Origin of the sequence: Blastomonas sp. AAP25 (genome assembly GCF_001295965.1) — a bacterium.
Classification (GTDB): Bacteria; Pseudomonadota; Alphaproteobacteria; order Sphingomonadales; family Sphingomonadaceae; genus Blastomonas; species Blastomonas fulva.
Genome location: NZ_LJHP01000002.1, coordinates 144,978 through 171,653 on the forward strand (window position 1 = coordinate 144,978; position 26,676 = coordinate 171,653).

The following is a 26,676-nucleotide window of genomic DNA, read 5'->3' on the forward strand; positions in this document are numbered from 1 at the left end:
CGACCCCGCTTTCGGGCGGTTGGCTGCGGAAAAGTGTTGCGGCCAGTGCGCTTGACGCCCTGCGAACCTGTGAAGCAGACACAATCCTTCTTGCAACAACCAGTTTGCGCAACGCCCCGGATCTCCGGGGTGGCAGCGCCCTAACAAACAGAAGCGCAGCGACCCGGCCGGTTCCGCCCGGTGCGCGCGCACGGAGAATATTGAATGACAACGCGCATGTTGATCGATGCGCGCCACCAGGAAGAAACCCGGGTGGCGGTGCTCAAGGGAAACCGGATTGAGGAATTCGATTTCGAATCTGCCGAACACAAGCAGATCAAGGGCAATATCTACCTTGCCAAGGTAACACGGGTCGAACCTTCGCTGCAGGCAGCGTTCGTCGATTATGGCGGCAACCGCCACGGCTTCCTCGCCTTTTCGGAAATCCATCCCGACTACTACCAGATTCCGCGCGAGGACAAGATTGCCCTGCTCGCGGAAGAAGCCCGTCACGCCAAGGAAGAAGCCGACGCGCTTGCTGCCGAGGAAGAAGCCGATGACGCTGCGGGTCATGGCGAGGACACCGATTACAATGACGGCCTGTCCGACGACGGCCTGATCGAAGCCGATGACGAGCCCATCGTCGCCGAAACCCTGTCGGGTGACAGCGATGGCGAGAGCGAAGGCGAAGGCGACGGCGAGTCCGACTCCGAAGGCGAAAACGCCGAGGACGCGCGCGAGAGCGATGGCGAAGGCAACGGCAACGGCCGCAATTCGGGTCGCCGCAAGCGTCGCGATGGCCGTGGCGGCAAGGCCAAGGCCAGCGACGAGGCGCGCACCAACCGCATGGCGCTGCGTCGCCGCTACAAGATCCAGGACGTCATCCAGCGTCGCCAGGTGATGCTGGTGCAGGTCGTCAAGGAAGAACGCGGCAACAAGGGCGCCGCGCTCACCACCTATCTCTCGCTCGCAGGCCGCTATTGCGTGCTCATGCCCAACAGCGCGCACGGCGGCGGCATCAGCCGCAAGATTTCCAACGCGTCGGACCGCAAGCGTCTGAAGACAATCATCGCCGAGATGAAGCTGCCCACCACGATGGGCTGCATCGTGCGCACCGCCGGCCTTTCGCGCACCAAGCCCGAGATCAAGCGCGACTTCGACTATCTCGCACGCCTGTGGGACGAAATCCGCGAAAAGACGCTGAAGGCGTCGGCGCCCGAGATCATCCACTCGGACAGCGATCTGATCAAGCGCGCGATCCGCGACATCTACAACCGCGATATCGAGGAAGTGCTGGTCGAAGGCGAAGCGGGGTACCGCGCCGCCAAGGACTTCATGAAGCTGCTGATGCCCAGCCATGCGCGCCGGGTGAAGAGCTATGCCGACCCGGTGCCGATGTTCCAGCGTTACGGCGCCGAGGACCAATTGTCTGCGATGTACGAACCGGTCGTCCAGCTCAAATCGGGCGGCTATCTGGTGATCAACCCGACCGAAGCGCTCGTTTCGATCGACATCAACTCGGGCCGTTCCACCAAGGAACACGGCATCGAGCAGACCGCGCTCAGCACCAACCTCGAGGCCGCGCGCGAAATCGCCCGTCAGTTGCGCTTGCGCGACATGGCTGGCCTTGTCGTCATCGATTTCATCGACATGGAATATGGCAACAACGTCCGCAAGGTCGAGAAGGCCATGCGCGATGCGCTGAAGAGCGACCGTGCGCGCATCCAGGTCGGGCGCATCTCGGGCTTCGGCCTGATGGAAATGAGCCGCCAGCGCCTGCGCACCGGCGTGCTCGAGGCATCGACCCGCACCTGCCCGCATTGCGACGGCACCGGCCTGGTGCGGACCGCATCGTCGGCGGGCCTGTCGGCGCTGCGTCTGCTGGAAGAAGAGGCCGCGCGCGGCCATGGCAGCCTGATCACGCTGCGCACCAGCCAGGAAGCATCGATCTACGTGCTCAACAACAAGCGCCGCGATCTCGCCGAGATCGAGGAACGCTTCGGCGTGCGCATCGAAATTCTGCCCAATGGGGAGAATGAAGGCGCGAAGATGGAAGTGACCGCCAGCGGCCCGCGTCCGGAAAAGACCGTGACCTTCCAGCCGATCATCGACGACGATGACGACGAGGAAATCGAAGACGATATCGACGAGATCGAAGAAGAGGAAGAAGCAGCGCCGCGGCGCGGCCGGGGTGATCGCGGAAATCGCGGCAACCGTGGTGATCGCGGTGATCGCTCCGAGCGTGGCGAGCGGGCAGACCGTCCCGAACGTGCTGACCGCCCCGAACGCGCAGATGGCGAAGAGCGGACCGAACGCGCGCCTTCGCAGCGCACGGCCGAGGAAGGCGAAGGCGGTCGCTCCAAGCGGCGCCGCCGCCGTCGCGGCAAGCGCGGCAAGCGCGATGGCTACACCGCTCTCGACGAGAACGGCCAGCCGGTTCAGACCGAAGCCTCATACGACAATGGCAACGAGGCGGATTTCGCCAGCGAAGCCGGCGCCGAGGCAACGGGTGAAACCGACGACCAGCGCGAAGACACCGGCACAGACGAGGCGACCACTGCCACGGACGATGGCGGCGAAGCCAAGCCCCGCCGTGCGCGGCGCGGTCGTCGCGGTGGTCGTGCCCGCAAGGGCGGCGAAGGTGATACGGGCGGCGATGCATCGGACGAGGCATCGAGCGATGCCGAAGCCGGCGGTGCATCGGCCGACGAGGCTGCACCCATGATCGAAGCGTCACCGGCCAATGCCGATGTCGCGATCGCGGATGCTGCACCCGAGACCGAAGACGCCGCTGAAGCGCCTGCCGAGAAGCCCAAGCCCAAGCGAAAGTCTCGCGCCAAGAAGCCGGCAGCCGAAGCAGAAGCTGCGACCGAGGTTGCCGCAGAGCCCGAAGCTGCTGCAGCATCCGAGACCGACGCGGAAGCCGCACCGGAAGCGGAAGCCAAGCCCAAGCCCAAGCGCGCACCCCGCAAAAAGGCTGCGCCCAAGGCCGAAGCGCCGTCCGAAGCGGTGACAGACACCGCGCCTGCGGCCAAGGCTGCGGATGATGCGGACGCACAGCCGGTAGCGCAGGCGGCTCCTGCGGCTGGCCAGCCCGCCGCAGACAGCAACGAGCCGACGCGTCGCGGCTGGTGGCAGCGCACCTTCGGCAACTGAGCCTGAGGTACAAATGATCGATTGGCGGTCGTTCCCGGACATATCCGGGAACGACCGCCGATGATCGCATTTCAATTCATGATTTCAGCCCATCGGGCCGGGCAAGGCGTCAGCCCAGCGCAACGCGCGCCGTGCCGAACGCCTGTGCGATCGCGTCCATGTCCTGTGCCAACGCGCGTTCGGCAGCATCGGCGGGCAGCGCGGCCAGCGCCACGATCTGCGGCATGGAAATCCCCACGCGCAGCGTCCCGCGGACCTTGCCCGCCATGTCCAGCCCCTGGAACCGCGCGCATTTGACCGGCTGACCCAGCCGCACCGACGCCCCCATCATCGCCATCTGGATCGCGGTGGCACCTTCGAAATCGATCGCGCCGCTTTCGCCGCTGAGGTCTATCGTGGTCAGCGTGCGCATCTCGATCGGGTGGCTGCCCGCCTGCTCGCGATCCCCAATCGGATAGGGCAGCACCCGCGCCCCGCCGATGCGCTCAACCAATTGCAGCGATGCGGTGCGGAACAGTTCGATGATCCGGGCGACATCGCTGAACGCGAGCGCCTGGAAGCGCTCGAGTTCGAACAGCGCCGCCTCGAGACGCACCGTGAGCCCGGCATTGCCGCCATCGGGGAGCTGATCGGCACCCGCCCAGCGGGCTGGCAGTTCTGCACGGCGGAAGATCGTCGCCATCCCCTCGCCCAGCGGCGCGATGCGCGCGGCGATCGACTGCGGCACCAGCGCGAAACCCGAGAACGGCGCCCCGCCCATGAACTTGGATCCGGTGAGCAGCACCACCGCGCCGCGCGTCAGATACGCCGCGATCGCCGCGCTGGTGATCCGCGCCTGGCACGCATCGACGACAAAGCCGATGCGGTTCCCATAGCGCGCGATCAGCGCGTCGATGTCATCGAGATGCGGCAGGATAAGCCCCGTCTTCGACCCGTGCACCACGTGCAGCAGCGGGAACTGATCGTTCGCCAGCGCGCGCTCGATCTCGCTGCGCATGCCAGCGACAATAACGCCACTGTCGAAGGCATCACCAAAGCCGTTGCGTACCGAAATTTCGGTGAGCGACACAGGCGCCAGCCCCGGCACCGGCGTGCCCTTGGTCGTCGGTACACCCAGGGCCGTCTGTGCGGCGAAATACTGGCCGTGCGCGCTCAGGATGCAACCGCTGCCGACCTCGTCCGCGCCCAGCAGCACATTGTGGATGCCGCCCCGCGCGCGCCCGGCAAAGGCCTGCAGCGCGATGTATTCCAGGTCGGTGCCCGATGCGGAAAAGGCGATGTCGGTGCCCGATGGCAGGCTGTAGGCCCTGGCGAGCCGCTCGCGCACTGCATCGAGATGCCGCGCATAATCGGCGCCTGCCATGTCCGGGGTGATGCCGTTGTGCGCGACGAATGCGGTGAGGTGCTCGAACGCCGGCGCAGAAATGTCGTTCGCGGTCGATGACGCATAGGTCACCGTCTGCCGCGGGAACGGCGAGGAGTGATATTTGTTGGTGCCATCAGCATGCGCCGGGACGATACGCTCGTCTCCGCCCAGCGTCAGAAGGTGGCTTACAGCCTTGTTTGGTTCGTGTTCCATCAAACGGTACTTTCGCTGCGCCCCCGAAGCGGATATGGGCGCGCCTATAGGGGTGTTGGCCGCAATGGCAAGTTGTCTTGGGTCATTCGCCCTGCCTGAAGGAACCCCGGCCCGGGCTGCTGGCCCCCGGATGAACAACGAAAGTGTGCCTTTTCAGTGACCCAATACCCTGCCCCGCTCACCATCGATGCCAAGACGCGCGAAACGCTGAAGGTCCTGTTCCTCGCCAAGCATGCGCTGGGCGATGGCTCGCTGCACCCCGAGGACGGCAACCACGCGGTCTACCACAACGAGGTGCGCACCATCCTGGAAGGGCTATTCGACAATCTGCAGGTGGGCAACCAGTACGCGATGCTGTTCGATCCGCCTGAGGTCGACTTTGTCTTCTCGCTGCTCAACCGCGGCGGGTTCGTCAATTCCGAGATGCTGGTGCCCTTGCTGTGCAATCGCAGGAACCTGCCCTATCTCGGCGGCAGCCCGATCCTGCGCGGCCTGTCCGATGACAAGCATCTCTCCAAGCTGGTGGCGCGCGCGCGCGGGTTGCCGACGGCCGACTGGGCGATCTATCGCAAGGGCGGCCCGGTCGACGAGAAGCTCTGCCCGATGGCCGAGCGCATGGTGATCAAGCCCAACGCCTCGTCGGCGAGCTGGGGCGTGCGCGATGCGGCCGACTGGGCCGGCGTGCGCGACGCAGTGGCCGCGATCCACGAGGAAGGCCATGACGCGATCGTCGAGCCGTTCCTTACCGGCAGCGATGTCGAGGTGCCGGTGGTGACCATCCACGGCAAGCCCGTGATCCTGCCGATGATGCTGTTCGAGCAGGCCGATCCGACCCATCTGCGCACCTATTGGGAAAAGCGCGATCTGGTCGAACGTGCCAGCAAATACGAACTGGTCGACTTCGATGGCTCGCCGTTCGAGGCCGCCATCGCCGGGCACACCGCCAACCTCGCGCAGGAGTTCGTGCCGTTCGACTATGGCCGCTACGAGTTTCGGCTGGACCAGGACAAGGGCGAACTCAACTTCCTCGAGGTCAACCTCAACTGCAACCTGTGGTCGCAAAAGGTCTTCGGCCGCTCCGCCGTCCGCGCCGGATGGACCCAGGAACAGCTGATCGAGACGATCGTCGCAGAGAGCCTGCGGAGCCATGGGCTGATGGGGTAATCACCCCAAGGCGCGCAACACCGCCTCAGGCTCTCCCTCGATCACCGCAAGATAGGCAAGCAACGCGCTGTCGGCGCGCGTTCGTCCCTGTTCGAGATCGCGCAGCCGGGCGATGTTGATCCTGTAGGTGTCAGCAAAGCGTTGCTGGCTGAGCCCTGTCCGCGCGCGGACCGACCGCACCCTGCGCGCGGATGCCAGCCGTGCAAGCTCCTCTTCCGTGAGTGGCAGATTGTCCGGGTCGCTCAGCGCCTGTGCGGTCAGATCGGCATCGGTCATCGCATCAAGCCGCGCTGCCGTGTCGGCATCCAGAACGGGTGGGTGCGCAGGATCAAGCTTGAAACGTGCCATATCGTCTTTGTTCCTTTCCATTGCAGCGCCTTGCGGAGATGATGCGGATCGAGCTTGGCCGCTCGGTATACACCACCGCGAACAGTCGCTGCTCGATCATGCCCACGGTCTTGCGGCGCTCTTCGCCATCCTCGCTGCGTGACACGTCGAAATCCACGCGATCCGCATCGAGAAAGACGCGCACTGCATATTCGAAGCCGATGCCGTGCTTGGCGACATTCGATGACGCCTTGTCATCGTCCCAGTCGAATTTCAGCGCCGGCCCCATCATTCGACTATACGGCTTTTCCGTATAGTCGTCCAGCGTGCAACATCACAAGCTTGGCAAGCCGCACCTTTTTCGCACCCTCTCCCCATCTGCCGTTGAGCCTGCGCGTTAAAGTGTCTATCTAGGCGCTGGACGCACAGATTGACGAGGGATTTCCATGGCTACCTTTACGCTTCCGGCGAACAGCAAGATCACTGGCAAGGGCCAGGCGTTTCAGGCGAAGACCGGGGGCCGGACCAAGAAATTCAAGGTCTATCGCTATGATCCCGACAGCGGCGAGAACCCGCGCTACGACACGTTCGACATCGATCTGGACGATTGCGGCCCGATGGTGCTCGACGCGCTGATCAAGATGAAGTCCGAGCAGGACTCGACGCTGACCTTCCGCCGCTCGTGCCGCGAGGGGATCTGCGGCTCGTGCTCGATGAACATCAACGGCCGCAATGGCCTGGCCTGCACCACCGCGATCGAGGATTGCAAGGGCGAGGTGCGCATCACCCCGCTGCCGCACATGGACGTGATCAAGGATCTGGTCCCCGATTTCAGCCATTTCTACGCGCAGTATGCCTCGATCCGCCCCTGGCTGCAGACCGTGACGCCGGTGCCCTCGGGCAAGGAGCGGCTACAGTCGCCCGCCGACCGCGCCAAGCTCGACGGCCTTTACGAGTGCATCCTGTGCGCGTGCTGCTCGACCAGCTGCCCGAGCTACTGGTGGAACTCTGACAAGTTCCTGGGCCCCGCCATCCTGCTGCAGGCCTATCGCTGGCTCGCCGACAGCCGCGACGAGATGACCGGTGAGCGGCTCGACGAGCTGGAAGATCCCTTCCGCCTCTATCGCTGCCACACGATCATGAACTGCGCCAACGTCTGCCCCAAGGGCCTCAACCCCGCGCGGGCGATCGCCGAGATCAAGAAAATGCAGGTCGAACGGCACGTCTGACCGGTTTGACTGTCCCTCTCCCGGTGGACGCAGACTCGCCTTTGGTTCTGGACGGCGTATTGCCCGATGAATTTGCCCTCGGACCAGACCCGGACCACCCGGGCTGGATGCGGTGGGAGCTGCGAGAAAAGGGCCGCTACAACAGCACTCTGGGGCCGATGTCGGTGATGCAGCGCGCGGACGGCACCGTCGTCGTGCGCACCGTCCCCGGCCACCTGCAAGGCAACCTTGCCGACAACGTCCATGGCGGCGCGATCCTGACCCAGGTGGATATCTCGATGTTCGTCTGCGCACGGCTCAACGGATCGCTGCGCGAAGGCCCGGGCGTGACGCTCGACCTCAGCACACACTTCGTGGGCGCCGGCAAGGTGGGCGTACCGATGGACTGCGAGGTCGAGATCATCAAGGAAACCGGGCGGATGCTGTTCCTGCGCGGACTGGTCAAGCAGCAGGGCATCAGCATCTGCGCTTATACCGGCACGATCCGCAAGATGCCGGGTCGCAAGATCGGTGCACGCAGCGGATCACCGTCATGACCGGCACGCTCGCCCGCTATGACGCGCTGGTCACCGCAGGCGAATTGCGTCCCGATCCCGACCAGCGCGCCGCCGCGGTACGATTGCAGGCAATGCAGGATGCGCTACAGGCGGTGCCGCCGCGTGGATCGCTGCTCTGGCGACTGATGGCGATGCAGCCCCAGCCGCAGCCGGTGCGCGGGCTCTACATGTTCGGCGGCGTCGGGCGCGGCAAATCGATGCTGATGGACCTGTTCTACGAATCGGTCGATATCCAGCGCAAGATCCGAGTCCACTTTCACGAGTTCATGCAGGACATCCACGCGCGGCTGCGGGTCGAGCGCGACAAGATGCAGGGCGACCCGATCCCGCCGGTGGCAAAACAGTTCAGCGACAATTACCGGCTGATCGCGTTCGACGAGATGGTGGTCAACAACTCTGCGGACGCCATGATCATGTCGCGGTTGTTCACCGCGATCATCGAATCGGGCGTCACCGTTGTCGCCACCTCCAATCGCCCGCCCGATGATCTGTACAAGGATGGCCTGAACCGCGAGCATTTCCTGCCGTTCATCGCGCTGATCAAGCAGCGGCTCGACGTGCAATCCTTGAACGGCCCGACCGATTACCGGCTCGAGCGCCTTTCGGGCACCAATACCTGGCACGTCCCCAACGGCGCGCAAGCCACCGCCGCGTTGCGCGAAGCCTTTTTCCGCATGACCGATTATTCGCCCGACGATGCCGCGCACGTGCCCAGCGGCGAGGTCGCGATCAGCGGCGGGCGCAGCATCCACGTACCCAAGTCGCTGAAGGGCGTGGCAGTCTTCTCGTTCAAGAAGCTCTGCACCGAAGCCCGCGGCGCGCCCGACTATCTCGCCATCGCGCGGCGCTACCACACCGTGTTCCTGGTCGGCATTCCGCAACTCGGCCCCGAAAACCGCAACGAGGCCGCGCGCTTCGTGACGCTGATCGACGCGCTCTACGAGATGAAGGTCAAGCTGATCGCGTCTGCCGATGCCGAGCCGATGGACCTTTATTCGAGCGGCGACGGAAGGTTCGAGTTCGATCGCACGATCTCGCGGCTGATGGAAATGCAGTCGGACAGCTACCTCGCGCTGGGGCACGGCGAGCGGGCTGGGGCGGGGTAGCGTGCGTTAAGCGGACGGCTGGTTTTGGGGTACGCTGGAACAGGGTCTGGAGGCTGGCGCTGGGTGGGAAGCGGAAACCCTGCTTTCGGGTTCACCGAGCCGGAAATCAGCCTTTCGGATTAATGATCGGCGCGCCCTGCTTCTTGGCTGTAATCCGATCATGGACAACTCCCGTCTCGATGAGCTCCGGCCTCGAATCTGCCCATACTTCATATAGCGTGGAGGCGAGTTGAGCGACGCCCGATATGTCGTGCACATGCTCACCCTTCAGCTCATATGAATAGCGAGCATCGACAAATAGCTTCGAAAACCCAGGAAGATCTCCGGCGAGTTCCTGACCTTGATGGCGCTCGGCGTAGCGCGCCGCGATTTTCGCCCTAGTCGGCGAATCCAGTTGCTCAAAAAGTCGTGTGTGGTCGTGTCCGCGAGCGTCTTTCCCTTCTGCAACCAGCAAACCTTTGAGGTAGATCTCAACCACGAATGCAAGCAAGACGAGGCTAGGTTGGAAAAGGAAAGCCTGCCCCTCCCCGCGAAACTCCAGACATCTAAGCGCGCATTCGTGATAGGCTCGACCATGACGAAAGATCTGATCCGTCATCGGCACCGGTCCTCGTTCGCGAACTCGTTCCCTCATCCATGCTAGGACGTCTTCGGGAATGCCGGCTGGCTGGTTTGTCACGATCGCCCCTCCTAATCGAGTTTACATGCACCTAGGGACGCCATGGTCGGCCACCGTCATAAATTAAGGACGGCTCTTGGTTTACCCCGACATCTGCTGAAAGACTATCATGGGGTCGATTGCTGACTGACAACTTTTTTAGCGGCAGTGCTCCATGGCCGCCACCCCCTCCGCTCAGCCTGAGCTTGTCGAAGGCCCCGCTATTCCGCCAGCGTGGGCGCGGGTCCTTCGACTTCGCGGGCTGAGGCCCGCGGCTCAGGATGAGCGGAGGTGGTAAAGCAAGGTCTGAAACCGGGCGTCCTTCTGCCCTCTCCGCCGCTTGCCTGCCCGATTGCCTGCGAAGGCAGGCATCCATCTCCTGCCCTCGCACGCAAGCACGACGGTCAGGTTATGGGCCCCTGCCTTTGCAGGGGACCGGAACATTCAGGACATGTCGCAATGTAAGTAGGCCGCTCCCGCTCACAAAGCACCCCTCCCCTCACAACTCGAACGTCACCCCCTGCGCGAGCGGCAACGCGTGCGAATAGTTCACCGTACTGGTCTGGCGACGCATATAGGCCTTCCAGCTGTCCGATCCGGACTCGCGGCCGCCGCCGGTTTCCTTTTCGCCGCCGAATGCGCCGCCGATTTCCGCGCCCGAAGTACCGATGTTGACGTTGGCGATCCCGCAATCGCTGCCCGCTGCGGCGACGAACGCTTCGGCCTCGCGCAGGTCGTTGGTGAAGATCGACGACGACAGGCCCTGCGTTGCGGCATTGTTGAGCGCGATCGCCTCGTCCAGCGTGTCGTAGCGCAGGCAATAGAGGATCGGCGCGAAGGTTTCGCGCAGCATCGGGCCGGTCTGCTCTGGCATCTCGACAACCGCCGGGCGGACATAAACGCCATCACCCGGCCCATCGATCCGCTCGCCGCCGTGCACCGTTGCCCCGAGCGCGCGAGCATCGGCGAGCGCGGCCTGCATCGCTGCAAACGACGCCTCGTCTATCAGCGGTCCTGCCAGATGCGCCGGATCGCGCGGGTCGCCGATCGGCAGCCGCGATGCTGCCGAGATGATCCGCGGCACGAACGCGTCGTGTGTTCCGCGCTCGACGAACAGCCGCCTGAGCGAGGTGCAGCGCTGGCCCGTTGTTCCCATGAAGCCGAACGCACAGCCGGTGAGCGCGAGGTCCATGTCGGCGCTCGGCGCAACCACCGTCGCGTTGTTGCCGCCGAGCTCGAGAAGGCTGCGCGCAAAGCGCTTCGCCGCCGCCTGCCCCACGATCCGCCCCATCGCGGTGCTGCCGGTGGCCGAGACCAATGCGATCGCGGGGTGATCGACCAAGGCTGCACCCGTGTGCGCATCGCCGAGAACGAGCTGCGCCAGCCCCTCGGGCGCGTCTGGGCCGAAGTCCACTGCCACACGGTCGAACAGCGCCTGCACCGCGATCGCGGTCAGCGGGGTCTTTTCCGAAGGCTTCCACACCACGCTGTCGCCGCAGACCAGCGCCAGCGCGGCGTTCCAGGCCCAGACCGCGACCGGGAAGTTGAACGCGGTGATGATCGCCACCGGCCCCAGCGGGTGCCATGTTTCGCTCATCCGGTGCCCGGGGCGTTCGCTGGCGATGGTGAGGCCGTGGAGCTGCCGCGACAGCCCGACCGCGAACTCGCAGATGTCGATCATCTCCTGCACTTCGCCCAGCCCCTCGGACAAAGGCTTGCCGCAATCGAGCGTCACCAGCATGCCAAGGTCTGCCTTGTGGCGGCGCAGTTCCTCGCCGAGCCTGCGCACCAGCTCGCCCCGGCGCGGGCCCGGGACCGTGCGCCACTGGCGAAACGCAACAGCAGCGCGCTCCGCGATATCGCCCGCCGTAACGGAATCGGCAGAATCGAACCCGGCCACCCGCGCGCCGTCGACGGGGCTGAACACATCGATGGCACCTTGCGGAATCGCAAAGCCAAGCGTGGCGGCGAGCTCTTGCAGATGGTCTGCGCTGATTTTCATGGTTTCCTCATGTTTTGAAGGCCGGATCCATGGCCTTCATGTCGTTGCAATACAAGGACTTGGGCAGGGCGTCACCGGATTGGTGTAAAGCTATGTAAAAACGTATACGAAGGACTCGCCAACCATTGTAAAAACAGGCATTTGGCATGCTTAAGATTAGTTAACTGCTCAGTGGGCGCACAGTCAGGGGAACTTATGCGCATCGCAATAGCCGATGATGATGGCGAGAGCCTTGTCTATCTGGAACACATCATAGCGAGCATGGGCCATATCTGCGCCCGCTTCAACGATGGCGAAAGACTGGCGGCGGCGTTGTTGCGGGACACGTTCGATCTGGTGATGCTGGACTGGAACATGCCGGGCAAGAACGGTCTGCAGATCATCCAGTGGATGCGGCAGACGCTGGACAACCCACCTCCCGTCATCATGTTGACTGGTCGCACCGCCAAGCGCGACATCACCGAGGCGCTCAACGCCGGCGCGGACGACTATATCACCAAGCCCGAGGAAGACAGCGTCATCGCCGCGCGCATCGCAGCGGTGCTGCGGCGGACCAGCGCCAGCGCGAGCATGGACAAGGTGGCGGAATTCGGCGCCTACCGGCTGGACCGAATGGCGCAGACGATCCGCCATCTGGGTATCGAGATCACGCTGACCGCCAAGGAATTCGAGCTTGCGGACCTCTTGTTCCGCAACCGCGACCGCACGCTGTCGCGCGCCTATATCATGGAAACGATCTGGCGGACGAGCGCGGACCTCGCCACCCGCACGCTCGACATGCACATCTCGCGCGTCCGATCCAAGCTGGCGCTCAAGCCCGAGAACGGGTTTCGCATCTTCACGGTTTTCGGCTATGGCTATCGTCTCGAAACGATAGACCCGGCCAAGGACCTTTCAGCCTCCGAATGACCCTGCGCGCATCGCTGACATGCTGCCTGCTGTTCCTCGTTGCGCTGGTCTGCGGTGCTGCGTTGGCCCCCGATCGCGCGCTGGCGCAACAGCCGGGGGGCGATGATGCGATCACCTATACCGTGCGCAAGGGCGATACGCTGATCACGCTGGGCCGTGCCTGGTTGATCCGCGAGGCCGACTGGAAGCAGGTGCAGCGGATCAACCGCGTCGCCGATCCGCACCGGCTGCCTGTCGCGCGCAAGCTGATCCTTCCCGTCCGGCTGCTCAAGTTCCGCCCCGCATCGGCCAGCGTTGCCGCGTTTCGCGGGGATGCGCGCTCGGCGGCAGGCGGCGGCGGATTGCAGGCTGTGACGATGGGGCAGAGCCTGGGCGAAGGCGCGCGCGTGGTCACCGGCCCCGCCTCCTCGCTGTCGCTGGCGCTGAGCGATGGCTCGGTGATCACCCTGCCCTCCAACAGCGCCTTGCAGATCGCACGGCTGCGCAAGCTGCTGATCACCGACAGCATCGATTACGAACTGGCGCTGGAAAGCGGCGGGGTGCGCAGCCGTGTCTCGCCGTTCCGCGACCGCGACGACCGCTTCCGCCTGCGCAACCCGATCGCGGTGTCCGCGGTGCGCGGCACCGATTTTCGCACCCATTATGACGCGCAACAGGGCCAGGCCCGCGCCGAGCTGATCGAGGGCGGGCTGGCGATCAGTGGCCCGGCCAAAGCTGCCGACACCCGCCTGGTAGCAGAGTTCGGCGCGGTGATCGGCAAGAGCGGCGGCATACTGGTCGAACAGTTGCTGCCTCCACCCGCGCTGGCGACAGGCGGCGGCAAGCAGCGCAACCCAATGCTGGCGTTCTCGGTCGAGGCGGTCCCCGGCGCGCGGGCCTATCGCCTGCAGATCGCGCGCGACAGCGGCTTTGTCGATATCGTCGGCGACGTGTCCAGCCCCTCGCCCGCATTCGTGACAGACGCGCTGCCCAACGGCAATTACTTCGCGCGGTTCACCGCGATCGCGACGTCCGGGCTCGAAGGGATGCCCGGCACGTTCACCTTCAAGCGCCGCCTGGCAACCGCGACCCAGGGTGCCGCCGCGGGCGAGGACGGCTATGTCTTTCGCTGGATCGGCACCGGCGATGGCCTGCGCCGCTATCATTTCCAGCTGCGCACGCAGGACACACCCAATCTCGTCGTCGACGAGGCCGGGCTGACCGGATCGTCGATCATCCTGGGCGATCTGCCGCCGGGCCGGTACATGTGGCGCGTCGGCACCACGACCTTCACGCCCGAAGAGACCGATATCGACTGGACCGAGTTCGAGAGCTTCTCCATCGATGAATAAGGGCTCCGGAACCGCAGCTCTGCGGCGCCGGTTCCAGATCGAATGGGCCGTGGTGGCGATGATTGCCTCGGCGATCATCATCGCCGCCACCCTGGGCGGATGGACCCGGCCTGCCGATGATCTGCTCTATGATGCGGCGATGCGGGTGGCACCGGCTCCGCCAGACCCGGACATCCTGATCATCGCGGTCGACGAGCCCAGTCTGCAAGCGCTGGGCCGCTGGCCCTGGCCGCGCCGCCTGCATGCGCAGCTGATCGATAGGCTTGCCCAGGCGCGCCCTGCCTCGGTCACGCTCGACCTGCTGCTGTCCGAGCCCGAAGCGGACGACACCGTGTTGGCGGCGGCCATGGCGCGGATCGATCACCTCTTTCTGCCGGTCCAGTTCATCCAGCCAGGGCGCGATGGCCGTGCTTTCGACCGCATCGATCCTGCGCCCGCGCTGCTCGGCGCCGCCGACGATGTCGGCCATGCCAACACGCAGATGGATGGCGACGGCACCGTGCGCTCGGCGGTGCTCTGCTTTGCCGCTGACAAGCAGGCGCGCCCATTGCCGCATCTGATGACGATCGCCGCGGCGCCCACCAACTGGCCATCGTGCCTTGAGCCCGAGCGGCTGCGCTTTGCGGCGCCTGAGAGCTTTGCCACCGTGTCGTTCGCCAGCGTGCTGCGCGGCGAGGTCCCCGATGCGCTGATCGCGGGGCGCAGGGTGCTGATCGGCGTCACCGCGCAGGGCTTGGGCGATCGCTACCCGGTGCCGACATCGAATGGCAGCAACATGCCCGGGGTCGAGATCAACGCCAACATCGCCAGCGCGCGCGCGTTGGGCCATTGGGTGCGTCAGCCGCATGTGCTCGCCGCGCTGGTGATGGCGCTGATCCCGGCATGGCTGCTGCTGCTCGCCTTCTGGCGGGTGCGGCCGCGCAGCGTCAATCTGCTGGTGCTGGGCCTGGCGGTGCTGGTGCTGGGCACGAGCATCGCGGCGCTCACCGCCAATCTGTGGATCGCGCCGGGCCCGGCGCTACTCGGGCTGGCGCTGGTCTATCCCTTATGGGGCTGGCGCAGGCTGCAGGCGACCAGCGACTATATGGCGGGCGAGCTTGCCCGGCTGGAACGCGAAGAGGCGCTGCCGATCGGCGACACACGGCTGGCCGATGCCGATCTGGTCACCGGCCAGTCCAACCGGCTGAGCGGCGCGATCGGCCAGCTGCGCGACCTGAGGCGCTTTGTCGGCGACACGTTGGCGGGGCTGCCCGATCCCGCACTGGTCAGCGATGGCGCGGGCAAGGTGGTGCTGACCAACGCTGCGGCGGATGCGGCGTTCGGCGCGGATATGCAGGGCCAGAGCACCGCGACGCTGCTCGCCGGGATCGCCGACGAGGAGAGCCGCACCGAGCTGGCGCGCTATCTGGCCGATCCGGGCGCGGCGCATATCGAGTTCGCAACCCGCGACGGTCGCAGCTTCGTCCTGCGCCGTGCCGCGATTCTCGATGCCGGCAGTCGTCCGCGCGGCCATGTCGATTACCTCACCGACATCACCTCGATTGCCGCTGCAAGGCGCGAACGCGAGGAGATGCTGCAGCTGCTGTCGCACGACATGCGCGGGCCGCAGGCGGCGATCCTGGCGCTGCTCGCGACAGACCAGGGCGATCTCGATCGCGCGCGCATCGCCCGCCACGCGCGGCAGACGCTCACTCTTGCCGACAATTTCGTCGATCTGGCCCGCATGCAGGAACGCGCCTTCGCACCCGAACCGGTGATCGCCGCCGATCTTGCCAGCGAAGCCGCCGACAGCCTGTGGCCGGTTGCCCGGCAACGCGGGGTAAAGATTTCCGTGGTCGACACCAGCGACTGCGCCTTCATCGCCGCCGAGCGCGAAAGCCTGTTCCGCGCGCTGGTAAACCTGTTCGACAATGCAGTGAAATACAGCCCCGATAATGGCACGGTGACGGTCGAGATCGAAGCTGCACAAGGCGCGCTGGTCATCCGCATCCGCGATCATGGCCCGGGCATCGACTCTGCCATTCTGCCGCACCTGTTCCAGCGCTTTGCCAGCGAGGGCAAGGGCGCTGACGTCAAGGGGATCGGCCTGGGGCTGAACTATGTCGCCGCCGTCGTGGCGCGGCATGGCGGAACGATTGCAGGAGCGAATGCGGAAGCCGGCGGTGCGGAGTTCACGATCACGCTGCCGCTGGAGGGGTAGAACGTTCCTCACTGTTCATCGACAGTGTCTTTGTCCGTCACCCCCGCGAACGCAGGGGTCCCACTTCTGTCACGCGTTGGCGAAAAAGCGGGATTCCCGCGGTCGCGGGAATGACGGTGATTGCCGCCTCAGCGCACCCCGGCGCGTTCGACCATCCGCTGGCCGGGCGAGCCATCCAGTCCATCGAGCGCGGAGGCGACCAAGTGGGGCAGGCTCTCGTCGAGCGCGGCCTTGCAATGATACTCCGCCGCCGACCCCGAGTACACATCGGCGCCTGTGACCCGATCGGTCAGGCGGATGGCGAGGCGATGATCGCGCCTGGCGCAACCCTTGGTAGTCTTGCGGTCTGGCGCGGGGCCGATCACGGCGCTCGCCTTGCCAGCATCGTCCCCGGCCTGCAGCGCCGCCGTGGCGGGGCGATCGGAGAGCGTGACGAAAAGCAGATGGTCCCCCGCCGCCTCCGGCGCGGACCCGGCCATCGTCCAGCCGCGCTGGGTGAGCGCGGCGCTGACCATGTCGATCGCCTGCCTGTGCGCGAGCGTCGTGTCGCCGGGCGGAGTCACCACCGCAAAGCTCGACCGCGCAGGCAAGGGTGCTGGCACCGCCGCATCGATCCGAGTCACCACTGGCGATGCGCACCCCGCCAGCAGCAGCAACGCCGCACTCAGGCCCAGCGCGCGGATCATTTGGCGGTCCAGTCAAGATTGGCGACCGCCACCACCAGCGCCAGCCCAGAGGACAGACCGCCGATGAACGCGTTTCGCTCGACATTGACGTATTCATCCACCGAATGCGCGCGTCCGCCGCCGCCGCCGGTGGCGATGGTCACCGCCGGGATGCCGAGGCTCATCGGGATGTTGGAGTCGGTCGACGACGCCTGGAGCTGGGTCTGGAAGCCATGTTCGGCCAGCACGCGCTGGCTGGTGACCACCAGCGGATGCGTATCGGCGGTGCCGCCTGCGGGCCGGTCGCCGATGCGGGTCTTTTCCGCGCCGACCTCGCCCAGATTGGTCGAGCGAGCAAAATTCTCTGCCGCGACGGCCTGATCGACGATATCGAGGAAGCGCTTTTCCAGCCGATCGAGCGCCTTGGGATCGGGCGAGCGCATGTCGACCTGCAGCTCGATCCGGTCGGGGATCGAGTTGACCGAGGTGCCGCCCGAGACGACGCTGGCAGCAAAGCTGGTGCGCGGGCTGGCGGGAACATCGGTCTCGTACAGGCGCTTTACCGCATCGGCCATCGCCGCCATCGGGTTTACGATGCCGAAGGCGCCATAGCTGTGCCCGCCGGGGCCAGTAAACGCGATGTTGTAGCGCTTTGAGCCGACCGCCTGGTTGACGATTCGCGACGGATCGGGGCCATCGACCGAGATGAACCCGGCGATCCGGTCCTTGTAGGCGCTCTTGGTGAACAGGTAACGCACACCGCGCAGGTCGCCCGGGCCTTCCTCGCCGACCGTAGCGACGAACAGGATGTCGTGCCTGGTCGGCACCTTGGCGGCGTTCATCGCGCGGATCCAGGCGAGCATTCCGGTGAGCCCGACGGTGTCATCGCCCACGCCCGGCGCATTGAGCGTGTTGCCCTCGCGCCGCACGGTGACATTAGTCCCCTTGGGGAAGACGGTGTCGAGATGCGCGCTGATCACCACCAGCGGGCCGCCCGGGGCCACCGTGCCGCGCCTGATCCCGGTGACGTTTCCTTCCGCATCGATCGCGACGTCCGCCAGCCCCATATCCTTGAACGCCTTGGCGAAATACGCCGCCCGCGCCTGCTCGCCGAACGGCGGAGCGGGGATTTCGGTGATGGTAATCAGTTCCTTGACGATCCGGTCATAATCCCCCGCCAGCGCGGTCTTGGCCGCAGCGACATCCTGCGCGAAAGCGGGCGCAGTCAGGCTGGCGCTGAAGGCCAGTGCGGCGATGAATGTCCGGAAAGCCATGCGATGCCCCTTTTTGTCGTTTTCAATCTTGCTCCCCTCCCTTTCGGGGAGGGGTTGGGTAGGCGTCCCGATGCTACGTTCAGCGTGGACGACCCACCCCTAGCCCCTCCCTCACCAGGGAGGGGAACCTGCAATCGTCAGTCCCGCGTGAGCAGGAAATACACGACGTAAAACCACGAGAAGAACCCGTGGATGATCGCCCAGAGTACCGATTTGTGCGCAGTGTAGCTGATCGCAATGGCGAGAGCGCTGCCGAAGCCGACGCCGTTGCGGACGACCTCCTTCTGCACGATGATCCGCCGTTCGCTCATGCCGCCTTCCGCGCCGCTGCGGTAGCTTCGGCGTTGAGCATCTCGGCCACCTCGAACGCGACCTCGAGCGATTGCGCCGCGTTGAGCCGCGGGTCGCAGTGCGTGTGATAGCGGTCGCCCAAAGCCTCGTCGGTGATTGCGATCGCACCGCCGGTGCATTCGGTGACGTTCTGCCCCGTCATCTCGATATGGATGCCGCCGGCATGCGTGCCCTCGGCGCGATGCACCGCGAAGAAGCCGCGAAGCTCGGCCATGATCCGCTCGAACGGACGCGTCTTGAAGCCGCTCTCGGACTTGACGACGTTGCCGTGCATCGGGTCGCACGACCAGATGACCGGATGGCCCTCCTTCTTGACCGCGCGCACCAGCGGGGCGAGACCCGCCTCGACCTTGTCGTGCCCGAAGCGGCTGATCAGCGTCATCCGCCCCGGAATGCGCGCAGGGTTGAGCGTGTCGAGCATGTTCAGCAGCGCGTCGGGGCTCAGGCTTGGCCCGCATTTGATGCCGATGGGATTGCCGATGCCGCGCAGGAACTCGACATGCGCCGATCCTTCAAAGCGGGTGCGGTCGCCGATCCACAGGAAATGCGCGCTGGTGTCGTACCAGTCGCCGGTCAGCGAATCGCGCCGGGTCATCGCCTCTTCGAACGGCAGCAGCAGCGCCTCGTGGCTGGTGTAGAAGCTGGTCGCCTGCAGCTGCGGCACGGTGTCCGGGCTGATCCCGCAGGCGCGCATGAAATCGAGCGCTTCGCTGATCCGGTCCGCGGTCTGCGCGTAACGATCTGCCCAGGGGCTGCGGCCCATGAAATCATGCATCCACTGCTGGACCTGCTGCAGGCTGGCATAACCACCGCTGGCAAAGGCGCGCAGCAGGTTGAGCGTCGCTGCGCTCTGCGAATAGGCGCGGACCATGCGCTGCGGATCGGGCTCGCGCACCGCTGCATCGAACTCGATGCCGTTGATGTTGTCGCCGAAATAGCTGGGCATCTCGATATCGCCCTGCCGCTCGGTCGGGGCCGAGCGCGGCTTGGCGAACTGGCCCGCCATCCGGCCCAGCTTCACCACGGGGCGCTTGGAGGCGAAGGTCAGCACCACCGCCATCTGCAGCAGGACGCGGAAGGTGTCGCGGATGTTGTTGGGGTGGAACTCGGCAAAGCTCTCGGCGCAATCGCCGCCCTGCAGCAGGAAGGCTTCGCCGGCAGCGACGCGCGCGAGTTCCTTTTCCAGGTTTCGCGCTTCGCCTGCAAACACCAGAGGCGGATAGTTGCGCAGCGTCGCTTCTGCATCGGCAAGGGCCGCGGCATCGCGATAGTCCGGGATATGCCGAGCCTCTTGGGTCCGCCAGCTATCCGGTGTCCATTTTGCCGCCACGTCCATCACTCCAAATGGTATCGAAAAAATCAGGCCGGCCAATCTAGGCCGGGCCGCGCCCCATAGCAATGTCGCGCGCAAAAAGCAGCATCCAAATGGCATTTCCGGTCGCCACGGGCTCGCGAGCCTTGCCTTTGATGTCGCAAAGACTCTAAGCGAAGGCCATGGTCATGATCCCGCTCGATATCATTCCCTTCAATGGCCGGTTCGAGGGCCAGACGCATTATTTCGCCTGCCGGGTCTATTTCGAGGACACCGATTTTTCGGGCATCGTCTACCACGCCAACTATCTGCGCTATATGGAGCGCGCGCGGTCGGACATGCTGCGCTGCCTGGCCGTCGACCAGCGCGGAACGCATGATGCAGGTGGCGGGGTCTATGCGGTGGCCGACATGCACCTGCGCTTCGTGCGTCCCGCCAAGATGGACGACGACCTTGTCGTGATGAGCCAGATCACACGTCTGCGCGCAGCAGCCTGCATCATTCATCAACGAGTCATCCGACGCGGCCAATCTGTCACCGATTCTATCGAGACACTGCTGGAGGCAGACGTTACCGCAGCATTCATCAATCCCGAAGGGCGCCCCATCCGTCAACCGCGCGCCTGGGTGGACGCTTTTTCCGCCATTCTCGATCCCGACCAGAAAGACAGACCCCGCTTATGATCGATACCATGGGCCTCACCCCGGATGCCGTCACCCTGTCGCCGCTCAAGCTGTTCATGGAGGCGGATCTTGTCGTCAAGGCGGTGATGATCGGCCTTGCACTCGCCAGCATCTGGACCTGGACGATCATCATCAGCTTCGGCCTCAAGATCGGCAAGATCGTGCGCGACAACACCGGATTCGAGCAGGATTTCTGGAAGGCGGGCGATATCGATGCGTTCTACAAGGCGCGGGGCCACGAAAAGCTGCCCAGCGCGCGGGTGCTGGCATCGGGCGTCGGCGAATGGCGGCGGACCACCAAGAGCCGGATTACCGATCTCGATGGCGCGCGCCAGCGGCTCGCCACCGCGATGCACTCCACCGTGGGGCAGGAGATCGACACTATGGCGGATCGTCTGAACTTCCTCGCCACGGTCGGATCGGTCGCGCCGTTCGTCGGGCTTTTCGGCACCGTCTGGGGGATCATGCGCAGCTTCACCGCTATCGCGGCCGAACAGAACAGCTCGCTCGCGGTCGTCGCGCCGGGCATCGCCGAAGCCCTGTTCGCGACCGCCATCGGGCTGTTCGCGGCAATCCCCGCGGTCATCGCCTACAACCGCTTCTCGCATCGGCTGAACAAGCTCGAAGGGCGGCTCTTCCGCTTTGCCGATGCGTTTCATGGCGAGCTCAGCCGCGAACTCGAGAAGGACCCGATCTGATGGCGATGTCTCTTGGCCCATCAGGCGGCGGACGGGGGCGCCGTTCGCGCGCGCCGATCGCGGAAATCAACGTCACCCCGTTCGTCGATGTGATGCTGGTGCTGCTGATCATCTTCATGGTCACCGCGCCTTTGCTGGTCGCAGGCGTGCCGATCGACCTGCCAGACAGCCGCGCTGCCGCGCTTGAGCAGGAGAAGGAACCGGTACAGGTCTCGCTCGATGCCGAGGGCCAGCCGTTCATCGATGATGCGCAGGTTGCGATGGCGGACCTGCCCGCCGCGCTGGAAGCGATCCGCGCCGAACGCGGCGACGACAATGGCGATGCGCCGCAGGTAATGCTGCGCGCCGACCGCTCGCTCGATTACGGCAAGGTGATGCTGGTGATGGGCGAGTTGAACCGCGCGGGCCTCAACCGCGTATCCCTGGTCACCACGGGTTCATCCGAACGCCCATAGGCATTTTTTTGCGACGAAAGGCTGGAAACAGGCAGGGATGGAGAAAAGCGAACGCCTGGGACTATCGGTTGCGGTCATCGGCCATGTCGCGCTGTTCGGCGCGCTGTCGCTGGGCATCGCCAGCCGCAGCGAGCTGAAGATGCCCACCGAGCCGATTTCGGTGCAACTGACCGACGAGGTGGGGCTTGTCTCGACCGCGCCCAACCCGACGCGCGAGGCGGCCACGGCCACCGCGCCCGAGCTTGCCCCCGAGATCGAAAAGGCCGAGCCTGCCCCCGAGCCCGAACCGACCCCTGCGCCTGCGGTCAAGCGCCCCGAGCCGCCCGCGCCCAAGGCGATCGAGCGTCCCTCCCCGCCCAAGCCCAAGGCCGCAGAAAAGCCGCGCCCTGCGCCGGTGCCCAAGCCTGCGCGCAGCACCCCGCCGCCGCCAGCCAAGCCGCAACCCAAGGCGGCTGAAAAGCCCAAGCCTGCCGCGCCCGCCGATACCTCCGATCGCAGGCGCCCCGATCGTCCCGCTGCCAAGCCTGCGGCCAAGGCGCCGCGCGCGCCGCGCATCGGCAGCGATTTTCTGGAAGGGGTGACCGACAAGGCCTCGACCAGCCGGTCGCAGACGCCGCCCGCATCGGTCGCAGGGCCCGCGGTGGTCGCATCGCTGCAGCGCGAATTGCTCCGCCAGGTCAAGCCGCACTGGGTGCCGCCCACCGGCGCGGATGCCGACCAGCTGCGCACCAGAGTCAGCGTGCGGCTCGACGAATCGGGCAATATCGTCGGCAGCCCCAGCGCGGTCACCACCGGCGTGACCGCCAGCAACCGTGCGCAGGAGGCGCTGCACAAGGAACGCGCCATCGCCGCGGTCCGCCGCGCCGCCCCGTTCAAATTCCCGCCGCAATTCTATTCCGAGTGGCAGACCATCGAACCAACTTTCTATCTGGGATTGTAAACCATGCGAATGACCTCGCTCACCAAACTCGGCCTCGTGCTCACCACCGGCCTGACCTTGCTCACCACCCCCGCTCAGGCGCAGCTGGCGGTGGATGTGGACAATGCGGGCAATGCCGACCTGATCATCGCGGTCCCGGCGCTGCCCACCCCGCGCAGCGATTCTACGCTGGCGGGCACCACCGAGGATCTGGGCAACCGGATCAGCGACGTGATCGCCTCCGATCTGGACCGATCGGGCCTGTTCAAGCCGATCGGCCGCAGCGCGGTCAAGCGCATCACCGTGGACGAGGTCACCGCGCCGACCTTCCCCTATTGGCAGGGCCGCAGCGCCGCAGCGCTGATCCAGGGCTTCGTCCGCTCGAACGGCGACGGCAAGATCACCGTGGGCTGCTATCTCTATGACGTCGCGCTGGGCAGCGAACTGACGCGGCAGGGCTTCGTCGTCGAACCGGCTGACTGGCGCCGCGCCGCGCACAAATGCGCCGATGCCATCTATTCGCGGCTGTCGGGCGAAAGCCCGTTCTTCGACAGCCGCATCGCCTATATCGCCGAGACCGGTCCCAAGGGGAACCGCACCAAGCGGCTCGCGATCATGGACTCCGATGGCGCCAACCACCGCTTCATCACCAACGGCCAGTCGACCGCGCTGACCCCGCGCTTCTCACCCGACTACAAGCAGATCGCCTATCTGAGCTATCTCGACGGTAACCCGCGCATCTATGTCTATGATGTCGGCACCGGGCGGCAGCGGCTGGTCACGCAAAGCCGCAACCCCACCTTCGCGCCGCGCTGGTCGCCCGATGGCCGCTTCCTGCTGTATTCGATGGCGATCGGCGGCAACACCGACATCTACAAGATCCCGGTTGAGGGTGGCACCCCGGTGCGCCTGACCGACGGCCCGGGAATCGATGTCGGAGGAAGTTTCTCGCCCGATGGCAGCCAGATCGTGTTCGAGAGCGATCGCGGCGGCGGCCAGCAGCTGTATGTGATGAACGCCGATGGTTCGAACCAGCGCCGCATCAGCTTTGGCGGCGGCCGCTATGCAACGCCCGAATGGAGCCCGCGCGGCGACCTTATCGCGTTCACCAAGATGCAGGGCAATTTCCGCATCGGCGTGATGAGCCCATCGGGCGGCGGCGAGCGGCTGCTGACCAACAGCTGGCAGGACGAGGCCCCCACCTGGGCGCCCAACGGACGCGTGATCCAGTTCTTCCGCACCGGGCGCGGCGCGGTCAGTTCGACCGTGTGGCAGGTCGATCTGACCGGCTCGAACGAGCGGCGACTGCCCACCCCGGTCGACGGATCCGATCCCTCCTGGGGTCCGATCCTGCCGTGACCCGTGCCAAACCTGCGCTGCATGCCGCTTTTTGCGGCAAAGGGGTTTACCTCGGCGCCAAACCGAGTCACGCTTCGTCGCAGTTACGGGTTGTATTGTCGTCACGGGCCGCGTCGCACCGGTCCAGCATATCCATTCCCCCATGGAGCATGCGCTGTAACGGGAAATCCCCGGCGGCGTTGTTCCTCCCCTTGAAAGAAGGAGACGCTCGATGAGAACTGTCCGTAACACGCTGATCATGGCGACCGCCGTGATTGCCCTGGGTGCATGCGCCAAGAAGGCGCCCCCCGAGCTGCCGCCCGCACCGGGTCCGGCGGTCGACAATTCCATGGGTCAGGACAATTCGGGCGTCGGCGATGCCGTGGTCCCCGGTAGCCAGCGCGATTTCCTCGCCAAGGTGCGCTCCGACCGCATCCTGTTCGATCTGGATCGCTACAACGTCGATTCCGACGATCAGGTCACGCTGCAGAGCCAGGCGCAGTGGCTGGCGCAGTACCCCAACAAGCAGGCGATCATCGAAGGCCATGCCGACGAACGCGGCACCCGCGACTACAACATCGCGCTGGGCGAACGCCGCGCCAACGCCGCGAAGAACTATCTGGTCTCGCTGGGCGTCAGCGAGCAGCGGCTGCGCGTGGTCAGCTATGGCAAGGAACGCCCCGCCGCGATGGGATCGGACGAAAGCTCCTGGGCCCAGAACCGCCGCGCGGTCACGGTCACGATCGACTGATCAGCGAGCCGATCGCTTGAACCAAAAAGGGCCAGCCGTGCGGAACGGCTGGCCTTTTTGTTTGCGACGCCGGGGCCGCATTGCTGCGACTGGCGCCTAAACGTCTTCGGGCAGATCGAGCCCACGCGTACCGTGGTGCGGGGTGTGCGCCGGGGCGTGGGGCAGTTCCAGCTCGGCAGGGTCGGGGCGCTCCAGCATGCCTTCCCATTTGGTGATCACGCTGGTCGCCACGGCATTGCCGACGACGTTGGTAGCGGTCCGTCCCATGTCGAGGAACTGGTCGATGGCCAGAATGATCGCCACGCCTTCCACCGGCAGGCCAAACTGGGCCAGCGTCCCGGTGATCACCACCAGGCTGGCGCGGGGTACCGCGGCGATTCCCTTGGAGCTGATCATCAGTGTCAGCAGGATCAGGATCTGCGAGCTGATCGACAGATCGATGCCATAGGCCTGCGCGATGAAGATCGTCGCAAAGCTCATGTACATCATCGATCCGTCGAGGTTGAAGCTGTACCCCAGCGGCAGCATGAACCCGGAAATGCGGCGCGGGACGCCGAAACGGTCGAGCTGTTCGAACATCTTGGGCAAAGCGGCCTCGGACGAGGCTGTCGAGAACGCGATCAGCAGCGGCTCGCGAATATAGCGGATCAGCTGCCAGATCTTTTCGCGCAGGAAGATCCAGCCCATGGTCAACAGCAGCACCCACAGCAGCAGCAGCGAGGCGTAGAATTCAACGAGCAGCTCGAAATAGGTGCCCAGGATCGCAAGCCCGCTGGCCGCCACCACCTTGGCGATCGCGCCGAACACCGCAAAGGGAGCAAAGCGCATCACATAGCCGGTGATCTGCAGCATCATTTCGGCCAGCGCTTCGGATCCGCGCACCAGCGCCGCACCCTTTTCGCCGATCGCCGACAGGGCCACCCCGGCAAAGATGGCAAATACCAGGATCTGCAGGATGTTGTTGGTGGCCAGCGCCTCGAGCGCGTTCTTCGGAAAGATCGACAGGGTGAATTCCCAGGCATCGAGCTTCTTGACCTCGCCCACCATCTTGGCAGCTTCCGCAGCATCGGGGATCGGCGCGCCAACACCCGGCTGGAACAGGTTGACCATCAACAGCCCGAGGCCGATTGAGATGAAGCTGGCAGTAATGAACCAGGTCAGCGCGCGTACGCCGATGCGCCCGAGCGCGCTGCTGTCCCCCATATGCGCGATGCCCACCACGATGGTGGACAGTACCAGCGGGGCCACCAGCAGCTTGATCAGGTTGAGGAAGATGTCCGACAGCAGCTTGAAGGTCTTGGTCGTGTAATCGAACCAGGGATTGTCCACGGGAATGCCGACATGCACGCCATAGCCCACAGCGACGCCCAGCATCATGCCTGCGAAAATATACCAGGTGAGTTTGCGGTCCATGATCCTGCCCCTGCTGCTTCAATCAGCGTCCTACCGGTCCGCCGCAAATGCGCAAGCCCGCGCGTTGCCGGGGCTGCATGCGCCCGCCCGAAATGTGACGAACCGTTGCGGCGCGGACGCGCGCTGCGTGATCAGCGCAGCCCCTGTTTCAGCTTGGCGACAAAGCTGGGGGTCCCCGGAGTGGCGATATCCGCGACGTACCAAACGCCTTTGGCCAAAGTAAGGTCGACCGCGTAGCGCACCTTGCCGCCGTTGCGCATGTTGATGGTGACGCGCGCGCCCGACCTGCCGATCGCGGTGACGGTGCTGCCGACAACCCTGTAGTCCGTGCCGGTGTCCTGGCAGTCGCAAAACGGGACGGCATCGATCACGCAATATCCGCCGCCCTCTGCGGCGCAGGCATCGTCCCTGGCGATCAGCGCCTTGAGCGCAGGCGTGTAGCGAACCGAGCGATAGTCGAAATCGCCCGGGAGCCGGGCATAGATGCTTTCGACATAACGCTGGGCCGCGCCAAGCTCGGCTGCCGTTACCGTTGCCGTTGCCGCGACCGCGGGGGATGCACCCACTACCGCAAGCCCTGCCAGCACCATCGATTGCTTAAGCGCCATCCGCATCCTCAT

The 26,676-nt window shown here is 65.2% G+C and carries 25 protein-coding genes; 14 read left to right on the forward strand and 11 right to left on the reverse strand.

Annotated features, from left to right (window positions below):
* The first annotated feature begins 204 nt into the window (after positions 1-204).
* Positions 205-3,135 carry a ribonuclease E/G gene (locus IP68_RS02565; protein WP_054133401.1) on the forward strand — a complete coding sequence of 977 codons (2,931 nt, stop codon included), beginning with the start codon at positions 205-207 and terminating at the stop codon, positions 3,133-3,135.
* 109 nt (positions 3,136-3,244) lie between these two features.
* Here the strand turns inward: IP68_RS02565 and IP68_RS02570 are convergent, their stop codons facing one another.
* Positions 3,245-4,714, reverse strand: coding sequence for a hypothetical protein (locus IP68_RS02570; RefSeq protein WP_054133402.1), 1,470 nt, complete (start codon positions 4,712-4,714; stop codon positions 3,245-3,247).
* Positions 4,715-4,870: 156 nt separating this feature from the next.
* Between IP68_RS02570 and IP68_RS02575 the strand changes: the two genes are divergently transcribed.
* Positions 4,871-5,878: a phosphoribosylglycinamide synthetase gene (locus IP68_RS02575; RefSeq protein ID WP_054133403.1), complete on the forward strand. Its 1,008-nt coding sequence runs from the start codon at positions 4,871-4,873 to the stop codon at positions 5,876-5,878.
* Here IP68_RS02575 and IP68_RS02580 read toward each other — a convergent pair whose 3' ends face one another.
* A complete protein-coding gene (locus IP68_RS02580) occupies positions 5,879-6,226 on the reverse strand; it encodes a DNA-binding transcriptional regulator (protein WP_054133404.1) in 348 nt (115 codons plus the stop codon).
* Entirely contained in the window at positions 6,207-6,497 is a 291-nt protein-coding gene (locus IP68_RS02585) for a BrnT family toxin (RefSeq protein WP_197275700.1), read from the reverse strand. The genes IP68_RS02580 and IP68_RS02585 overlap by 20 nt, the downstream gene beginning before the upstream one ends.
* Positions 6,498-6,651: 154 nt before the next feature.
* On the opposite strand from IP68_RS02585, the gene IP68_RS02590 reads away from it, so the two are divergent.
* Genes IP68_RS02590 through zapE form a run of 3 tightly spaced genes read left to right on the forward strand, consistent with a single transcriptional unit; the run spans position 6,652 to position 9,097 of the window.
* On the forward strand, positions 6,652-7,434 hold the full coding sequence (locus IP68_RS02590) for a succinate dehydrogenase iron-sulfur subunit (RefSeq protein ID WP_054133405.1): 783 nt from the start codon (positions 6,652-6,654) through the stop codon (positions 7,432-7,434).
* A gap of 59 nt (positions 7,435-7,493) precedes the next feature.
* Positions 7,494-7,970: a PaaI family thioesterase gene (locus tag IP68_RS02595; RefSeq protein WP_054133670.1), complete on the forward strand. Its 477-nt coding sequence runs from the start codon at positions 7,494-7,496 to the stop codon at positions 7,968-7,970.
* Positions 7,967-9,097, forward strand: coding sequence for a cell division protein ZapE (zapE, locus tag IP68_RS02600; protein ID WP_054133406.1), 1,131 nt, complete (start codon positions 7,967-7,969; stop codon positions 9,095-9,097). Before IP68_RS02595 ends, zapE begins: the two co-directional genes overlap by 4 nt.
* Before the next feature lie 106 nt (positions 9,098-9,203).
* Here zapE and IP68_RS02605 read toward each other — a convergent pair whose 3' ends face one another.
* Positions 9,204-9,695: a hypothetical protein gene (locus IP68_RS02605; RefSeq protein ID WP_054133407.1), complete on the reverse strand. Its 492-nt coding sequence runs from the start codon at positions 9,693-9,695 to the stop codon at positions 9,204-9,206.
* Between the two features lie 559 nt (positions 9,696-10,254).
* On the reverse strand, positions 10,255-11,757 hold the full coding sequence (locus tag IP68_RS02610; RefSeq protein WP_054133408.1) for an aldehyde dehydrogenase family protein: 1,503 nt from the start codon (positions 11,755-11,757) through the stop codon (positions 10,255-10,257).
* 195 nt (positions 11,758-11,952) lie between these two features.
* On the opposite strand from IP68_RS02610, the gene IP68_RS02615 reads away from it, so the two are divergent.
* The 3 genes from IP68_RS02615 to IP68_RS02625 are packed head-to-tail and all read left to right on the forward strand — an operon-like array spanning position 11,953 to position 16,197.
* Entirely contained in the window at positions 11,953-12,666 is a 714-nt protein-coding gene (locus tag IP68_RS02615; RefSeq protein ID WP_054133409.1) for a response regulator transcription factor, read from the forward strand.
* Positions 12,663-13,997: a FecR domain-containing protein gene (locus IP68_RS02620; protein ID WP_054133410.1), complete on the forward strand. Its 1,335-nt coding sequence runs from the start codon at positions 12,663-12,665 to the stop codon at positions 13,995-13,997. The genes IP68_RS02615 and IP68_RS02620 overlap by 4 nt, the downstream gene beginning before the upstream one ends.
* Positions 13,990-16,197: a CHASE2 domain-containing protein gene (locus IP68_RS02625; protein WP_054133411.1), complete on the forward strand. Its 2,208-nt coding sequence runs from the start codon at positions 13,990-13,992 to the stop codon at positions 16,195-16,197. Before IP68_RS02620 ends, IP68_RS02625 begins: the two co-directional genes overlap by 8 nt.
* 128 nt (positions 16,198-16,325) lie before the next feature.
* On the opposite strand, the gene IP68_RS02630 is transcribed toward IP68_RS02625, so the two are convergent.
* From IP68_RS02630 to IP68_RS02640, 4 genes are all read right to left on the reverse strand, one after another.
* Entirely contained in the window at positions 16,326-16,883 is a 558-nt protein-coding gene (locus tag IP68_RS02630) for a hypothetical protein (protein ID WP_054133412.1), read from the reverse strand.
* Positions 16,880-18,136: a M20/M25/M40 family metallo-hydrolase gene (locus tag IP68_RS02635; protein ID WP_054133413.1), complete on the reverse strand. Its 1,257-nt coding sequence runs from the start codon at positions 18,134-18,136 to the stop codon at positions 16,880-16,882. Before IP68_RS02635 ends, IP68_RS02630 begins: the two co-directional genes overlap by 4 nt.
* 137 nt (positions 18,137-18,273) lie before the next feature.
* Complete coding sequence (locus IP68_RS20420; RefSeq protein ID WP_023837985.1) at positions 18,274-18,447, reverse strand: hypothetical protein; 174 nt, start codon at positions 18,445-18,447, stop codon at positions 18,274-18,276.
* Positions 18,444-19,817: a class II 3-deoxy-7-phosphoheptulonate synthase gene (locus IP68_RS02640; RefSeq protein WP_054133671.1), complete on the reverse strand. Its 1,374-nt coding sequence runs from the start codon at positions 19,815-19,817 to the stop codon at positions 18,444-18,446. Before IP68_RS02640 ends, IP68_RS20420 begins: the two co-directional genes overlap by 4 nt.
* A 170-nt stretch (positions 19,818-19,987) precedes the next feature.
* Between IP68_RS02640 and IP68_RS02645 the strand changes: the two genes are divergently transcribed.
* From IP68_RS02645 to pal, 6 genes are all read left to right on the forward strand, one after another.
* Positions 19,988-20,482 carry a YbgC/FadM family acyl-CoA thioesterase gene (locus IP68_RS02645; RefSeq protein ID WP_197275701.1) on the forward strand — a complete coding sequence of 165 codons (495 nt, stop codon included), beginning with the start codon at positions 19,988-19,990 and terminating at the stop codon, positions 20,480-20,482.
* On the forward strand, positions 20,479-21,180 hold the full coding sequence (gene tolQ / locus IP68_RS02650; RefSeq protein WP_054133414.1) for a protein TolQ: 702 nt from the start codon (positions 20,479-20,481) through the stop codon (positions 21,178-21,180). The genes IP68_RS02645 and tolQ overlap by 4 nt, the downstream gene beginning before the upstream one ends.
* Positions 21,180-21,635, forward strand: coding sequence for an ExbD/TolR family protein (locus IP68_RS02655; protein ID WP_054133415.1), 456 nt, complete (start codon positions 21,180-21,182; stop codon positions 21,633-21,635). Before tolQ ends, IP68_RS02655 begins: the two co-directional genes overlap by 1 nt.
* A 37-nt stretch (positions 21,636-21,672) precedes the next feature.
* On the forward strand, positions 21,673-22,575 hold the full coding sequence (locus IP68_RS02660) for a hypothetical protein (protein WP_054133416.1): 903 nt from the start codon (positions 21,673-21,675) through the stop codon (positions 22,573-22,575).
* A 3-nt stretch (positions 22,576-22,578) separates the two neighbouring features.
* Positions 22,579-23,913 carry a Tol-Pal system beta propeller repeat protein TolB gene (gene tolB, locus IP68_RS02665; RefSeq protein ID WP_156317912.1) on the forward strand — a complete coding sequence of 445 codons (1,335 nt, stop codon included), beginning with the start codon at positions 22,579-22,581 and terminating at the stop codon, positions 23,911-23,913.
* Between the two features lie 211 nt (positions 23,914-24,124).
* Positions 24,125-24,643 (forward strand): peptidoglycan-associated lipoprotein Pal, encoded by a 519-nt coding sequence (gene pal / locus IP68_RS02670; RefSeq protein WP_171900156.1) that lies wholly within the window; start codon positions 24,125-24,127, stop codon positions 24,641-24,643.
* 96 nt (positions 24,644-24,739) lie between these two features.
* On the opposite strand, the gene IP68_RS02675 is transcribed toward pal, so the two are convergent.
* Both IP68_RS02675 and IP68_RS02680 read right to left on the reverse strand, forming a co-directional pair.
* Positions 24,740-26,056 carry a dicarboxylate/amino acid:cation symporter gene (locus tag IP68_RS02675; protein WP_054133419.1) on the reverse strand — a complete coding sequence of 439 codons (1,317 nt, stop codon included), beginning with the start codon at positions 26,054-26,056 and terminating at the stop codon, positions 24,740-24,742.
* Positions 26,057-26,187: 131 nt separating this feature from the next.
* Positions 26,188-26,664 carry a hypothetical protein gene (locus IP68_RS02680; RefSeq protein WP_156317913.1) on the reverse strand — a complete coding sequence of 159 codons (477 nt, stop codon included), beginning with the start codon at positions 26,662-26,664 and terminating at the stop codon, positions 26,188-26,190.
* Between the last annotated feature and the right edge of the window lie 12 nt (positions 26,665-26,676).